General features: G+C 68.6%; 15 protein-coding genes and 2 pseudogenes. 10 read left to right on the forward strand and 7 right to left on the reverse strand.

Annotated elements, in window-relative coordinates:
- Positions 1–551: 551 nt before the first annotated feature.
- The gene (locus ACFO4E_RS08375) at positions 552–1466 is read right to left on the reverse strand and encodes a LysR family transcriptional regulator (RefSeq protein WP_378572547.1); all 915 of its coding nucleotides are present in this window, start codon (positions 1464–1466) and stop codon (positions 552–554) included.
- Between ACFO4E_RS08375 and ACFO4E_RS08380 the strand changes: the two genes are divergently transcribed.
- The 5 genes from ACFO4E_RS08380 (at position 1443) to ACFO4E_RS08400 (ending at position 6012) form a co-directional block, all read left to right on the forward strand.
- Positions 1443–2780: a CaiB/BaiF CoA transferase family protein gene (locus tag ACFO4E_RS08380; protein WP_378572549.1), complete on the forward strand. Its 1338-nt coding sequence runs from the start codon at positions 1443–1445 to the stop codon at positions 2778–2780. The two genes, ACFO4E_RS08375 and ACFO4E_RS08380, sit on opposite strands and share 24 nt — an antisense overlap.
- A 5-nt stretch (positions 2781–2785) precedes the next feature.
- Positions 2786–4054 carry an SLC13 family permease gene (locus tag ACFO4E_RS08385; RefSeq protein WP_378572551.1) on the forward strand — a complete coding sequence of 423 codons (1269 nt, stop codon included), beginning with the start codon at positions 2786–2788 and terminating at the stop codon, positions 4052–4054.
- Entirely contained in the window at positions 4047–4616 is a 570-nt protein-coding gene (locus ACFO4E_RS08390; RefSeq protein ID WP_378572553.1) for a MaoC family dehydratase, read from the forward strand. The genes ACFO4E_RS08385 and ACFO4E_RS08390 overlap by 8 nt, the downstream gene beginning before the upstream one ends.
- Entirely contained in the window at positions 4613–5449 is an 837-nt protein-coding gene (locus ACFO4E_RS08395; RefSeq protein WP_378572555.1) for an HpcH/HpaI aldolase/citrate lyase family protein, read from the forward strand. The genes ACFO4E_RS08390 and ACFO4E_RS08395 overlap by 4 nt, the downstream gene beginning before the upstream one ends.
- A 98-nt stretch (positions 5450–5547) precedes the next feature.
- The gene (locus ACFO4E_RS08400) at positions 5548–6012 is read left to right on the forward strand and encodes an ATP-binding protein (protein WP_378572557.1); all 465 of its coding nucleotides are present in this window, start codon (positions 5548–5550) and stop codon (positions 6010–6012) included.
- Between the two features lie 100 nt (positions 6013–6112).
- Here ACFO4E_RS08400 and ACFO4E_RS08405 read toward each other — a convergent pair whose 3' ends face one another.
- The 4 genes and pseudogenes from ACFO4E_RS08405 to ACFO4E_RS08420 form a co-directional block, all read right to left on the reverse strand.
- A complete protein-coding gene (locus tag ACFO4E_RS08405) occupies positions 6113–6379 on the reverse strand; it encodes a hypothetical protein (protein WP_378572559.1) in 267 nt (88 codons plus the stop codon).
- Positions 6380–6415: 36 nt separating this feature from the next.
- Positions 6416–6571, reverse strand: a pseudogene (locus tag ACFO4E_RS08410) (DedA family protein); the annotation flags it as partial.
- 175 nt (positions 6572–6746) lie between these two features.
- On the reverse strand, positions 6747–7118 hold the full coding sequence (locus ACFO4E_RS08415; RefSeq protein WP_378572561.1) for an SbtR family transcriptional regulator: 372 nt from the start codon (positions 7116–7118) through the stop codon (positions 6747–6749).
- 85 nt (positions 7119–7203) lie between these two features.
- The gene (locus tag ACFO4E_RS08420; RefSeq protein ID WP_378572563.1) at positions 7204–7458 is read right to left on the reverse strand and encodes a helix-turn-helix domain-containing protein; all 255 of its coding nucleotides are present in this window, start codon (positions 7456–7458) and stop codon (positions 7204–7206) included.
- 222 nt (positions 7459–7680) lie between these two features.
- On the opposite strand from ACFO4E_RS08420, the pseudogene ACFO4E_RS08425 reads away from it, so the two are divergent.
- Positions 7681–7857 (forward strand): annotated as a pseudogene (locus tag ACFO4E_RS08425) (aldo/keto reductase); the annotation flags it as partial.
- A gap of 23 nt (positions 7858–7880) precedes the next feature.
- Here ACFO4E_RS08425 and ACFO4E_RS08430 read toward each other — a convergent pair.
- Together ACFO4E_RS08430 and ACFO4E_RS08435 are read right to left on the reverse strand one after the other, a co-directional pair.
- Complete coding sequence (locus ACFO4E_RS08430; protein ID WP_378572565.1) at positions 7881–8078, reverse strand: substrate-binding domain-containing protein; 198 nt, start codon at positions 8076–8078, stop codon at positions 7881–7883.
- A 434-nt stretch (positions 8079–8512) separates the two neighbouring features.
- Positions 8513–9388, reverse strand: coding sequence for a helix-turn-helix transcriptional regulator (locus ACFO4E_RS08435; protein ID WP_378572567.1), 876 nt, complete (start codon positions 9386–9388; stop codon positions 8513–8515).
- 86 nt (positions 9389–9474) lie between these two features.
- On the opposite strand from ACFO4E_RS08435, the gene ACFO4E_RS08440 reads away from it, so the two are divergent.
- The 4 genes from ACFO4E_RS08440 to ACFO4E_RS08455 all read left to right on the forward strand — a co-directional run bounded on the left by ACFO4E_RS08440 (position 9475) and on the right by ACFO4E_RS08455 (position 14252).
- Positions 9475–10233, forward strand: a complete 759-nt coding sequence (locus ACFO4E_RS08440) for an SDR family oxidoreductase (RefSeq protein ID WP_378572569.1) — start codon at positions 9475–9477, stop codon at positions 10231–10233.
- 562 nt (positions 10234–10795) lie between these two features.
- On the forward strand, positions 10796–12055 hold the full coding sequence (locus ACFO4E_RS08445) for a beta/alpha barrel domain-containing protein (RefSeq protein ID WP_378572571.1): 1260 nt from the start codon (positions 10796–10798) through the stop codon (positions 12053–12055).
- Between the two features lie 106 nt (positions 12056–12161).
- Positions 12162–13166, forward strand: a complete 1005-nt coding sequence (locus tag ACFO4E_RS08450; RefSeq protein ID WP_378572573.1) for an AEC family transporter — start codon at positions 12162–12164, stop codon at positions 13164–13166.
- 117 nt (positions 13167–13283) lie between these two features.
- On the forward strand, positions 13284–14252 hold the full coding sequence (locus tag ACFO4E_RS08455; protein WP_378572575.1) for a 2-hydroxyacid dehydrogenase: 969 nt from the start codon (positions 13284–13286) through the stop codon (positions 14250–14252).
- Positions 14253–14672 lie beyond the last annotated feature (420 nt).

Genomic DNA, 14672 nt, shown 5'->3' on the forward strand with positions numbered 1-14672 from the left:
CGGGGGTCCCCAACCCCCGAAGGTGCGGAACTCCGCAGTACCGGAGGCCCGCGGAGCTGGCTAGCCTTCAGCGGGAACGGACGAACACGGAAGGCACGCGGAGGACACGACGCAAGCCGCCGGGCACCCGGCCGCGCAAGGAAGCGACCGCGCGCCGGGCGTGCCCGACTGGCCCGGCCGGGCGATGACGCTCGGCGGCACGTTCCCACGCGAGCCGGCCGGTCCGGACTCCGGATTCAACGACCCGCCGTCGGTCCGGTCATGGGGGTCGCGCCGGGCGGCCGCCCGCATCGGTGGATTCCAGGGGGTGAGTCCGCTCCGGTCGTAGCCATGGGGCGGGGTGAACGACGGCGGGACCGGGGGCGCGGCGCGCTGCTCCTTCTCCTCCGATGATGGGTACTGAGCCGAGCGGAATGGCATCGATCAAGGTCCTCGTCAGCGGCAGCTTCTCCGCTCAGCCACTGAGCGTCTTGCGGCGCCGCCGTCCGTGATCGTCAGGGGTCCGGTGATCAGCCGCGGCGATCGCTACAGGGCCGGGGCACGACGGGTCATCACCGACGTCTCGCGGGAGCCTCGTGGAGGCCCGTCATCTCGCTGGTGGCATGCTCCTCGCGGACGAACCGCGCGAACTGCTCGGCGGCGGGGGCGATGCTGCGGATCGTCGACACGACCATCCCGGCCGGGCGCGTAAGCGGGACCGTCAACGGAATCTGCACGGTGTGCCGCGCGGGCCGGGGATCGGCGGGGATGATCGCGGCTCCGATGCCGGCAGCGACCAAAGCGTGCAGTGTGGACAGCTCGGTCGCCTCCATCAGGATCCGCGGGGTGAGGCCGAGCCCCATGAGGTAGCGGTCGGTGATCTGCCGGAGACCGAACTCCGGGCGGAGGGCGACGAAGCCGACCCTTTCCAACTCGGCTGTTCCGATGGTGTCCCGGTCGGCGTCACGGTGCCCGGCGGGCACGGCCAGAACCAGGGTTTCCTGGGTGAGCTCTTCCCAGCCGATGTCCTCCGCCGTGGGACGGGGACTGATGAAGCCGACGTCCGCGCCCCCGTTGCGGACCGCATCGACGACGTCGTCGGCCGGACCTCCGGTGAGCAGGAACCGCACGTTGGGGAAGAGTTGCTGGTAGCTCTCGATGAGCGCGGGGACCAGCCAGGACCCGAAAGATGTGACGAAGGCGAGGGAGACCACCCCGGCCGCCGGATCTTTCAGGGCGTCTATGCGTGCACGGGCGTCGTCGAACTCCGAAAGCATACGGGCGGCGTGGGGGATGAGGATCTCTCCGTAACGGTTGAGCCGCAGACGACGTCCCTCCCTGTCGAACAGGTTGACACCGAGTTCGCCTTCGATCCTCGCGAGCGATCGGGACAGTGCGGGCTGAGTCATCCGCAGCGCCTCGGCGGCGCGGGTCACGTTGTGCTGCCGCGCCAGCTCCAGAAAGTGGGCGAGTTCGTCGAGCCTCATCCTTCCATTATGCATATTTCGCATGAACTACGCATGATCTTTTCATTTCCCTGCGGTGATGCAGGCATTGATGATGTCTTCATGCACGTCAAGGATAAAGAATCGAGTGGTGTTCGTCCGTACAAACCGTTGGCGGGCGTGGTGGTCGTCTCACTCGAACAGGCCGTGGCAGGCCCGTTCGCCTCGCGGCAGCTTGCCGATCTGGGCGCGACGGTGTTCAAGATCGAGCGGCCCGGTGCGGGGGACCTCGCACGCGGCTACGACCGCACCGTGCGCGGCATGGCGAGCCATTTCATGTGGCTGAACCGGGGCAAGTACTCCGTGGAACTGGACGCGAAGACCCTGGCGGGCCGTGAGCTGCTGGGCGAGCTGGTCGATACCGCTGACGTCGTGATCCAGAACCTTGCACCCGGCGCGATGGAGCGGCTCGGGTTCGGCTCGGAGCGGCTTCGTGCGCAGCGACCGGCCCTGATCACCTGCGACATCTCCGGATACGGTCGCGGCGGCCCCTACGGGGACAAGAAGGCGTATGACCTGCTCATCCAATGTGAAGCGGGCCTGGTCTCGATCACCGGGACCTCGGAGCAGCCCTCGAAGGTGGGCTTGTCCATCGCCGACATCTGCACCGGGATGTATGCCTATTCGGGTGTCTTGACCGCCCTCTACGACCGAGACCGGACCGGCATCGGAGCCGGCCTTGAGGTGTCGATGCTCGAAGCACTCGGCGAGTGGATGGGCTACCCCCTCTATTACACCGAGTACGGCGGGGACCAGCCGCCCCGGGCCGGCGCCAGCCACGCCACCATCGCGCCTTACGGACCGTTCACCGCAGCCGATGGCATCACCCTCAACCTCGGTCTACAGAACGAACGCGAGTGGAAGGCGTTCTGCACGACGGTGCTCCAGCAACCAGAGCTCGCCGACGCACCCCGCTTCGCCGGCAACACCGACCGCGTGGCGCACCGCGCAGAGCTCGACGCGATCATCCAATCGGTGTTCGACTCGATCACCGGCGCAGAGGCGGCAGCACGGCTGGATGCCGCCCCGATCGCCTGGGCCCAGCAGCGCACGATCGCTGAGTTCGCCCGACACCCGCAGCTGCGCGCCCGGGACCGGTGGCGGACCGCTACGAGCCCCGTGGGCGACGTGTGTGCCCTCCGCCCGCCGGTCACGGTCGCGGGCTTCGAACAGGAGACCGGCAGCATCCCCGCTCTCGGCGAGCACAACGACGTGGTCCGCGACTGGCTCGCCCGCCGTTCCGAGCCCGCCCGACTCGACGTGTCCCGATCCCCGCACCCCTTCACAACGGAGTGAACGCAATGTCCTTGGAGACCATCGGGATCGTCGGCCTCGTCGTCGTCTTCCTCTTGGGGACGATCCGCCCCGTCAACATGGGCGCCCTCGCCCTGACGGCGACATTCATCGTCGGCGCCTTCGTCGCCCGGCTGCCCGTCGAGGATCTCTTCGGCGGGTTCCCGGTCTCCCTCATGATGATCCTCGTGGGCGTGACCTTCCTGTTCGGCTTCGCCAAGCAGAACGGCACGGTGCAGTGGATCGTGCACGCCGCTGTCTCCCTCGTGCACGGCAAGACGCTGTTGATCCCGTGGATCGTTTTCGCCATCTCAACGCTTCTTGCCGCGTTCGGGGCGGCGTCACCCGCAGCCGTCGCCATCATCGCCCCGATCGGGATGACCCTGGCCGTCCAGAACCGCATGTCACCGGTGATGATGGGGCTCATGGCCGTGAACGGCGCCGCGGCGGGGAGTTTCTCTCCCGTCGGCATACTCGGCGGCATCATGTTGTCGGCCGCATCGCACAATGACATCGCTCTCGACGCGGGGGTGCTCTTCGCCGGCACGTTCGCCTTCAACGTGCTCATCGCCATCGTCACCGTGCTCATCTTCCGTCGACACGGCATCGTCACCGACGCGGAAGGCGGCGTCGAAGACGCGCCCCGTGAACGGCTCACCTTAGAACGCGCGGTAACGCTGGGAGCCATCGGCCTCATGGTCGTCCTCGTCGCCGGTTTCAAGCTCGACGCTGCCCTGACCTGCATCGCCATCGCCACGCTGCTCTCACTGGTCTTCCCTCGAACCGGGAGGACCGCGCCCGGCGCGATCGCCTGGACTATCGTCCTGCTGGTCTGCGGGATCGTCACCTATGTCTCCCTCCTACAGGCCCTCGGGATCGTCGACTCTGTCGGCGCGGCGGTCAGCACCATGTCTGCGCCTCTCGTCGCCGCACTCGTGATCTGCCTGGTCGGCGCGGTCGTCTCCGCGTTCGCCTCGACAACGGGGATCCTCAGTGCGCTGGTGCCGCTATCCATCCCATTCCTGGCCACGGGCAGCGTGAGCACGACCGGCCTGCTGGTCGCCCTGGCCGTCTCCTCCTCAGTCGTCGACGCCAGCCCGCTGTCGACCAACGGCGCGCTCGTGGTCGCCAACTCCCCCGAAGACCAACGCGCCCGCGTCTACCGGACGCTCCTCGTCTGGGGCGGCGCGATGACGCTCGTCGTACCCCCCCCTGTCCTGGCTCCTGTTCGTGACCCCTCCCTGGCTGTGATCGAGAAAGGAAATTCCCATGACTGAACCGGTGAACGCCCACCGCCTGGTGGCCGGCTGGGACGGGCGCTACTTCGAGGACTTCACCGTCGGCGACATCTACCGCCACCCCCTCGGGCGCACCGTCCTGCCCGTCGACAACAGCTGGATGACCCTCCTCACGCAGAACACCGCACCTGTCCACTTCGACGCCCACTACGCAGCGCAGACGCAATGGGGCAAGCCCCTGGTCGACTCCACCTTCACCCTCGCCCTGGTCACCGGGCAGAGCGTCACCGACATCAGCCAGCACGTCATGGCGAACCTGGGCTGGGACCGGGTGCGCCTGCCCAACCCCGTATTCGAGGGCGACACGATCTACTCCCAGTCCGAAGTCCTCAGCACGCGCGACTCGAGAAACCATCCGGACATCGGGATCGTCACCGTCCGCACCATCGGCTACAACCAGGACGGTGTCGTCGTCATCGTCTTCGAACGGACCATCATGGTCTACCGGCGCGCCATGGCCCCCGAGACGGCGGGCGTCGAACCGGTCTGGGACGAGCGCTCCCGCCGGGCAGCGGGACTGTCCGAAGGGACCGGCGCGTGAGCGGATCCATCGGTGAGTTCGCGAGCTGGCTGTTCGTCCCCGGGGACCGTCCCGAGCGCTTCGATAAGGCCGTCTCCAGCGGCGCCGACGGCGTCATCCTCGACCTCGAAGATGCCGTGGCGCGCGGCGACAAAGCCGTGGCAAGGGCGAACATCATCGACTATCTCCGCTCCGGTCGCGCCCCGAATCCCATCGGCGTCCGAGTGAACGCGCCCGGCACAACCGACCAACGCGCCGACCTTGCCGCCCTCGACGCGACAGCGATGCCCATTGCGATCTTCATTCCGAAGGTCGAGCGCGCGCAGGACGTGCACGCGGCGAAGAGTCGCGCGCTCTTCGTCGTCGCGATGGTCGAATCCGCGGCCGGAATTCTCCGGATCGAGGAGATACTCGACGAGGCCCCCGACGCGATCATGATCGGCGAAGCCGACCTCAGCGCCGACCTCGACTGCGACCTCGCCGCAGGCGTCCTGCGCACCGCGATCGACACCGTGCTCTTATGGGCAGCGGCCTACCGGGTGCCTGTCATCGCGTCGCCGTCGTTCTCGGTCGGCGATCTCGACGGGGTCGCGCGCGATGCTCTCGCCGCGCGGCGCAACGGCTACGTCGCGAAAGCCGCGATCCACCCCGCGCACATTCCTCCCATCGAGAGGGCGTTCACACCCACCCCCGAAGAGGTCGCCACCGCTCAAGAGGCGCTCACCACCACGGGCACCGGCACCGTGCGCGGGCAGATGGTCGACGAAGCCATCCTGCGGCATGCCAGGCGCATCATCGAACGCGGACGCCGAAGCACGGACGGCGGCCCTGCCGCACTACCGAGCAAGAGCTGATCCGCCGCCGGGTGGGAACCCAGCAAGGCTTTCCGTACCCCTGCATGGTGCTTGGCCCGGGGGCGAGGCGATAGCCCACGGGTCCGTCGACCCCATGGATGATCGAGTCGGGAATCGGCGACGCGGGGATTGGAACGTCGCACCGGTGGATCGCGTCGGGCGCCGAGGCCGCGGTGGCCGGGTTCCGGGTGACGTACACGCCGGCGACCCAACCCGTCGACGCGCTGATCGAGGCCGCCGGCGTCAAGCGGCTCTGCAAGGCCATCGCCCGCTGTGGGCGGGTGGACCTGCTCCGCATCGACGAACCCGGATATATGGAGCCGGACCGGCGCGGGGCCGAACCGCCGTTCCAGGCGCTCACCGAGCGGGAGGAGAGGACAGGAACAGCCCGGCCATCGCCTCCGACGAGCCCCGTCAGGCGGACCACGACCTTCACCGGCCCGCGGCCGTGCGCGGCGATCGTGGACCGGCTCACCCCTCGGCGGCACCATCACCGAGACCGGCACCGACTCCCCCTGCCGGCGCGGGCCAAGGCCCGCAGCGGACAGGCCGCCGCCGTCTGATCGCGAGACGCCCCCCGGGGTTCCCTCGGCTGTCGCGCATCCCTGCCGGGCCGCGGTGGGCGTCCCCGCCGGATGTGGCATCGGCCCAAGGACCGGGCTGTCAGCCACGGATGCCGGTGGCCCGCTTGATCACCGCGTCGAACGCGCGGTCGGGCAGGATACCGCGCAGCGTGATCAGCGGCTTGGCGCCGAAGCCGACGGCGTAGCGGGGCCTGGGCCGGCGCGCGGTGGCGGCCTTGCCGATCGCGTCGGCGATCACCGTGGGCGGGGAACTGCGGCGGGCGGTGGCCTCGGAGCCCAGCGAGGAGGCCACCGCGATGGTGCGGCAGGCCGCGGATGTTCGCGTCGACCATCCGGTTCCACTCATCGACGAGCAGGAAGTCGAGCCGCGACAGCGGCATCACCCCGCCGTGGTCCACGCGATCGCCTCGGCGAGGCCCAGGTCGCCCCTGCTCGCGGCGAACCCGGCCAGGGGCAGGATCGCCTCGCTGGGGATCGGCGGGAACAGGTTCTCCAGCGCGATGGCCAGGCCCGCACCGGGGCCGCCGAGAGCCTCCATCAGCCCGACCACCCATCCGACGAGACCGTCGTCGGGATGGGCGGCGGTCGCGAGGGGAACGGGCGCGATCGTCACGTGGCACTCCTGGCATCAGGCATCAGGGCGAACCGCCCCGAGGGCGAGAACCCCCCGAGCGGGGCGGTCCAGCAGTGCCCGGGGGCACCACCGAAACGCTTTACGCGCGCTGGCACCTTCCAGAGCCGAAGGCGCCCGGCTTCTGCTCGCCGCTCCACTGGTGAACACTCCCCTTTCCCCCGCACCCGTGCGTCGGCGGGGAGGGAGCCGATGACCACGTGCCGGTCGCCGGCTTCACTGGCCACGTGGGTCGAGCACCCGTGGCCAGCCCGGTCAGGGTCAGCGTCAGCCAGCGAGCACGCGCGGCGGGTGGCCGGGCGGTCGGCGCAGTGGAGAAGAGGAGGTAGATGTCGTCGACCGTGACGTCCGGGCGAATGTCTCCGTCGGCCTGTCCGGCCTGGATGAGTCGAGCCAGGGCCGCGCCGGCGCGGGCTTTCGGCCGCCGTGTCGCTCGGGTAGGCGCCGAGCGCACGGGCGGCGGTCTTGACGGCGCGGTCGGAGGCGGACGCTTCGACGACGCGATGGAGGAAACCGGTGAGCTCGTCCAGCGCGCGGGATTACGAGGTGGCGCGCTCGCCGGCGGCCACGGCGTCGTCGGCGACGCGCGCTATGTGGTCGGCGACGACGGCGGCGACCAGGTCGGCCTTATTCGGGAAGTGCCGGTACAGCGTACCCACGGCCACCCCCGCCTCGGCGGCGATCTCGTCCATGCCGGCTCCAGGTCCGTGCTTCGTGATCTGCTCGTGGGCCGCGGTGAGGATCTTCCCGCGATTGCGGACCGCGTCGACTCGCGGCGGTCGTCCCTGTGCCACGACGAGGACTCCCCAACACTCGGATGGCCTGCGCTTGCATTCATCATGAACTAGCGTTCATGATATATCGTGAACTATGGTTCATGTTAGGTGGGCTCTGCCCCCTCTGTGCCGCCCCCGGAGCGCCGCGGTCGGGCCACCGTTCCGACCGGGACCGGCCGGACCGATAGCCACCCGACCGCAACCGGGTCCCACGACATCCGACCAACCGGAGGAAACATCATGGCCGTTCCGCTCACCTTCGACCTCGGCGGAGACCTGCCCGTCAACCTCCTCGGTTACGGCACCATGTGGCTCACCGGAGCCGGCGTGTGGGGCGAGCCCGCCGATCGGCCCGCCGCCATCCGACTGCTTCGGACCGCCGTCGATGAGGGCGTCGACTTCATCGACACCGCCGACGTGAGGCCGCGGTCGCGGTCGGCCTACCGGAGCCGCCCGGGCGGACCGATCGACGCCCGCTCGATCACCGGCATGGGAACGAGCACCTCGGTCCCCGGTTCGCGGCCGAGCAGGAGTTCGACCGCGCGGCGGCCCATCGCCTCGTGGGGAAGGGCAATCGTCGTGAGCCCCGGACGCAGGTAGGCCGCGACCTCGTCATTGTCGAAGGACACGACGGACACGGGTGAGCGTGATCGTGGTGACGAATTCGGCCACGGCCCCGTGCCAGACAGCGATCTGCTCCCAGTCGCTCGTGCCGAGTCCCAGGATGTCCAGGGTGAGGCGAGGTGATGTTTCGGTCAGCGCCCGACCGTGCTCGACGCCCCGCCCCCCAACAGGGGCCCGGCACACTCTGCTGAAACTGCGCCAGCCTGCGCATTCGCAGCTGGCGTCCTGACGGGATGGTCGCCCGCTACGGACCGGCACCATGGCCGTGCCTGCTGCCCCGGCGACGGCGCCGGTGCTCTGGTCCGGGCATCCCCCTGCGCCCGCGTGCGGTCCTGCTGTTCAACGGCTTGCGACCGGTCGTGGGTTCGTCACCTCTGATGCCCCGTGTGTGCCCTTGAGTCTCGCCGCGCGCTCGCGGCGGGGCCGGAACCCGAGATCTCCATCAGCCCTACCGGCCAGGTACGAGTTGAGCGGAGCCCGCGAGTTCCTGTGCGCCGACGGCGCCGAGCAGGTCCAGTTTGCCGGCGCTTTCGGTCCCGACGGCCGGGGTGAACCAGAGCAGGCGCTGGCGGCCGTCTTCGCTGAACAGGTTGAGGCAGTTGACCTCGACCCGGCCGAGGGTGGGATGGATGATGCGCTTGCGGTCGTCGCGGCGGACCGCCACCTCGTGCTCTGCCCAGATCCCGGCGAACTCCGGCGAGCGGCGGATCAGTTCGGAGACGAGCGGGCCGGCCTCGGTGTCGTCGGCGTCGCGCCGCGCGCAGGCCGCCCGCAGGTCGGCGACGAACCCCCGGGAGTGAGCCGGGTGGTCCTCGCCGGGGTAGAGCCGTCGTGCCCGCGGATCGGTGAACCAGCGGTACACGAAGCTCGCCTCGGGGCCGTTGAAGCCGGACTGGTCACCGAGCAGCGCGACGGCGAGCGGGTTCTGCACGAGCGTGACGTGCAGGTCGGTGATCACCTGGGCGGGCGTCGACGTCAGCCGGGTGAGCAGGTCGAGCATGCCGGGGTGGACGTGTGAGGCGGGTCCGCCGCTGCGCGGCACCGGGCGGTCGGCGAGGTGGTAGAGGTGGTCCCGCTCGTCGGCGGCCAGCCTCAGCGCCCGCGCCAGCGCGGCCAGCATCTGCTCTGAGGGCTGTGACCCGGCCCCGCGCTCAAGCTCGTTGTAGTAGTCCACCGACGCCCCGGCGAGCTGGGCCACCTCATCGCGGCGCAGTCCGGGCACGCGGCGCCGCGGCCCGGTGACGAAGCCGACTTCGTCGGGTTTGATCCGCTCGCGCCGCGATCGGAGGAACGCACCCAGCTCGGCGTACTTCGTGGATTTCATGGCACCAGTCTGCGGCAGATGGGGCCGCCGTCACAGGGGATGTCATCCCCTGTCGCCGCCCCCCGGGTCCCGGCAGGGTGGTCGGCATGCCACTTATCGACAGCACTGCCGCGGGGACCGGGCGGGTCGCGATCGTCACCGGGGCCTCGCGGGGCATCGGCCGCGCGGTGGCCGAGAGACTCGCCGCCGACGGCCTGGCCGTCGTGGTCGACTACGCCCGCGACGCCTCCGCCGCAGAGGAGACCGTGACCGCGATCACCGCCGCCGGCGGGACGGCGATCGCCGTCCAGGCCGATGTCGCCGACGACGACGCCGTGGCCGCGCTCTTCGGCCGGGCGCAGGAGGAGTACGGCGGCGTGGACGTCGTCGTGAACTCCGCCGGCCGGCTCGCCCTGTCCCCGATCGCCGACCTCGACCTCAATGTCCTCGACGCCATGCACCGCACCAATATCCGGGGCACCTTCGTCGTCGCCCGTGAGGCGGCTCGGCGGCTGCGCGCCGGGGGTTCCTTCGTGGGCTTGTCCACGTCCGTGGTGGGCACGCAATTGCCCTCCTACGGCGCATACGCCGCCAGCAAGGGCGCGGTGGAGGCGATGACCCTGATCCTGGCCCGCGAGCTGCGCGGCCGCGATATCACCGTCAACACGGTCGCCCCAGGCCCCACTGCCACCGATCTGTTCCTCGACGGAAAAACCGACGAGCAGGTCGAGACGCTGGCGAAGGCGCCGCCGTTGGAACGCCTGGGTACTCCGGAGGACATCGCGCGTGTGGTCGCCTTCCTGGTCGGCCCGGAGGGCCACTGGATCAACGGCCAGATCCTGCGCGCGAACGGCGGCATGGTCTGACAGCGATTCCGTCGTCCCGCTGCGACGGAACGACGGTGCGGGTCGCACATCCGCACGCGGATCACACCGCCTCGTGGGGCGCGGTCTTTCACCTCCACTCGAACGAACACGCCTCACTGCACCAACCGGACCCGTGCCGGATCCCCGTTTCGAGCGATGTCGACCTCGAGCAAAACCGGATAGTACCCCCACACGGGCATCTGACCATTCGCTTCTCGATGCAGGACCGATCCACCCCGGATCTGATTCCAATTTCCACAACAGTCAAGCATTGATTGGAAACACTTTCCCCTCTTAGCGTGACCAGCAAAAACATAAATGTGACCCTCGTCACGAATTGAGCGAAAACACTTCCCCCTTGTGCAACCAGTGAAAATATACATGTGACCGTCGTCACCTTTGAAAGGGACACCAAGACCGGTTAGCCTATTTGAGACAACCCAAAGAGGGAATTCACAACCAGCCGCCAGGAAAGTGAACCCCGCCCCCGGGGGGTATTCATCGACCATGAATACCGAACAATGCATACCCTGAATACTGCTCACGATTCAAGGGAGTGGAAATGCATCTTTCTCTGCCAAGCGAGCACACGCCCCGATACACCGACTTCGAAATCTCCGGAATCTCGGATGAGACCATGCGCGAGGGCGGCGAGCGGGCCCTCTACGGGGCCGATGACAGCCGCAAACTCCAGCTCATCGAAGCCCTCACCGAAGGCGGGCTGCGCGACATCGACCTCGGTTCCGGGCTCACCGAACCGCGTTTCCTCCTCCGCTGCCTCCATGCGCAGCACATGCTCGGCCGGATCCCAGAGGACACCCGGTTCGTCTTCAACCTGACGCTGAAGACGTGGGAGCCCCTCAGCGAGGCATTGAAGGTCATCCCACGCGACTACCTGGCGAACATCCAGGTCAGCTTGGGAATGGTGGAGTACCGCCAGGAAGAGAAACTGCTCGAACGCGCACACGAGCGCCTCTCCGCGCTCGGCGTCGGTTCCTTCCGCTCCAGCATCCTCAACGCCTTCTCACACGAAATCGACGAGAAGCGGTACTCGTTCATCAACGAGCAGATCGGCCGTGTACGCGCGCTGGGTATCAACCTGGTCCGGGTGAACGACTCCATCGGAACCCTGTTCCCCGAGGCCACCGCGATCCTCGCCGCGAACCTGGTCCGCGACAACCCCGACACCACCTTCTACCTCCACTCCCACGACGACCGCGGGCTCGGCCTCGCCAATTCCCTCGCCTCGATCTTCCACGGCTTCCAGATGATCGAAGGCGGCGTGGCCGGATTCGGCAACAGAGCCGGCCTCGCCAACCTCGAGGTGATGAGCCAGATCTTCACCGAACGCGGCATCACCGTCGCCGGGACCGAACTGAACACCGAGAAACTGTCCCGCGCAGCCACCCTGGCGGAAGAAGTCTTCATGGTGCTGCCGAACGTCTACCGCCCGGTCAGCGGCATGCTGGTGCGCAACGAGAACGCCGGGATCGTCAACGTCCCCGACTATCTCGGAGTCAGCCGTCCGGTCGACTACTTCCTGAACCCCATCGGCACCTTCCCCACCACCGTCGCCCAGGCGCTGGAGAACGCCGGATTCCCCGAACACCTCACGGCGAACGAGGAGTTCCTCGAGGCGGTCGCCACCCGCCTCACCGACCACATGGAGAACACGCTCTACCCGGTCAAGCGGGAACGGTTCCAGGAACTCCTCCACCAGGTACACGAGTTCTACACCGACATCGTCCGGCTCGACGCCGTCCACGACGCCGCTCTGGACGTTCTCCAGGAACGCGCCCCTGTCCCGGCACCGGTAGCCTGACGCCCCTTGGTGTGCGTGCGGTCCCCGTGCGCGCCACTTCCGGTGCCCGCGCGACGGCGGGCACCGGAACGCTCCGTCCCCCGACCATCCGAGAGGTCCGACCGCAATGGGATCCGCCCCACTGCTCTCGACGATGATCCCGCTCTTGGCCATCGTCCTGATCGGATACCTCGCCAGCCACACGCGACCCTTTGATGGGAACGCGCAGAAGGCGGTCAACGACTTCGTCTTCTACATAGCGCTCCCGGCCCTGCTGTTCTCCGCGGTCGCCGGATCCGGCCTGTCCGAAGGAATATCCTGGACCTTCATCGCGGCGAACCTCGCCGTACTGGTCCTGGGATCAGGGATCGGCCTGGCCGCCGGCACGTACCTGCTCCGGCAACCGGCGCCGCGCGCGCTCACCACGGCGATGCTCGCGGGATACGGGAATGTCGCCTACCTGGGGGTACCGCTCCTGGTCACCGCTGTGGGACCACAGGCGGCACTGCCAGTGGCCCTCGGCCAGTTGTTGCACAACCTGTTCTTCATGGTGCTCTATCCCCTGTGCGCGGCCCTCGCGGCTCAGCCCACGCACACAGCACAGACCGCTTCCCTCGCGCGGGGGGAGGCGACGGAGCCTCCCCCCGCTCCCGTCAAAAGCACCGGACGCGCCATCGTTCGCGGCGTCGTTCTCAACCCCGTAAGCCTCTCCGTGGTCGCCGGCCTGCTCTTCGCGCTGTTCGGGCTCGGTCTTCCCAGCCCGGCCACAGCCACCATCGAGATGCTCGCGGGGGCCGCGGCGCCCGGCGCCCTGTTCTCTGTGGGGCTGACCCTGCGACAGGCCGTGTCGGCACTACGCGAGGGCAGCGTGGGCGTACCGGAGCTGGGCTGCACGGTCCTGGTGAAGCTCGCCGTCATGCCGCTCATCGCGGTCGCCCTGGTCACATGGGTCTTTCCGATGCCTGCGGTGTGGGCCTTCACCACGGTGGTGATGTGCGGGCTGCCCAACGCGGCGACCGCTTATGTGCTGGCCCAGCAGAAGGAGTCCGGCGCCCAGCAGGCCGCGGCCTCCATCGTCACCACCAGCGCTCTGTCACTGATCACCCTTCCACTCGCGGCTCTGATCGCGTGACGGAATCACAGGTCCCGCAACCACGGGAAGAGGGATGCAGATACTCGTCGCGTTCCCAGTGAGACCAATCGGCGCCGGAACCTCAGTTCCAGACACCTACAACCCTAAGGACAACCGATGAGCCCGAATCCACGTATCGTCGTCACTCGGGCCCTGCCCGGCCAGGTCCTCGTCCCACTCGAGCGGTTGGGAGAGGTCTGGGTCTCACCGCACGAGCGGTCGCTGTCCCCTGGCGAGCTGCGGGAGGCCGTCCGGGGTGCCGACGCGGTGATCGCGACGGTCAACGACCGCATCGACGAACACGTGCTCAGGGCCGCCGGCCCGCAGCTGCGGGTCGTGGCCAACGTCGCCACCGGCTATGACAACCTCGATCTGCGCGCAACGAACGCGCACAGGGTGATCGCCACCAACACGCCGGGGGTGCTGGTCGACGCCACCGCGGACCTCACCATGGCGCTTCTGCTGGACGTCACCCGGCGGGTGTCGGAAGGCGACCGGCTGATCCGATCCGGAACCCCGTGGGCGTGGGACATGTCGTTCATGCTGGGGACCGGCCTGCGAGACAAGAGACTCGGCATCGTCGGCATGGGGCGCATCGGGCGGGCCGTCGCGCAGCGAGCGGCCGCGTTCGGCATGGAGATCGTGCACTTCTCGCGACGCGGCCCCGGCACCGACGGCCCGAGCCGATGGCTACCGCTGGACGAACTCCTCGCCTCCTCCGACGTGGTCTCCCTGCACTGCCCCCTCACTTCCGAGACCCGGCACATGGTGGACGCCGATGCCCTGAAGCGCATGAAGAGCTCCGCCTATCTGATCAACACCGCCCGCGGCCCGGTGGTCGACGAGAAGGCGCTGGTGGCCGTACTGCAATCCGGTGGCATCGCCGGAGCGGGCCTCGACGTCTACGAAGACGAGCCCGCCGTACAGCCCGGCCTGGCCGAGATGGACAACGTGGTACTCGCGCCCCACCTGGGATCCGCCACCACCGAGACACGCACGCGGATGGCCGCCCTGGCCGTCGAGAACGTGGAAGCCGTGCTCACCGGTCATCCGGCTCCGTCCCCGATCCTCGTACCGTCCGAGTGAACACGTGTGCTGTGGTCGGCGGGGACGGAGCTGAGGTGGCGCGGCGACAAGCCGATGCCGCACCGACCGAGGACGAGGAAACCGTCAGCGCGATCCGCCGGCGGTTCGAGCGCCGAGATCCACCCCGGGGGCGGAACCGGCTCTGCGGGTCCTGATTCGTGCAAGCGTTCCACCGAGCCCTGCGGGAATGCCGCTGGACTGGCCGGTTTCGCGGCGGCCGCGTGGGCACCGGGCGAACGAACACCTGATGTCTCCCGGCCCGACAAGGCCTATGAGAGAGCGGTGGTGGCGGGTGTCCCCGGAGGTCTTCGGACCAGACGAGTGTTCGCCCCATCAGCAGCCATGTGGCCAGGATCGTCCGTTCCAGTCCCTGGGTGGCCTCGGCTGTCCGCCTGTCTTGTCCGTCGAGTCCGGCCGTGG

The organism is Nocardiopsis mangrovi (genome assembly GCF_042653925.1).
Classification (GTDB): domain Bacteria; phylum Actinomycetota; class Actinomycetes; order Streptosporangiales; family Streptosporangiaceae; genus Nocardiopsis_B; species Nocardiopsis_B mangrovi.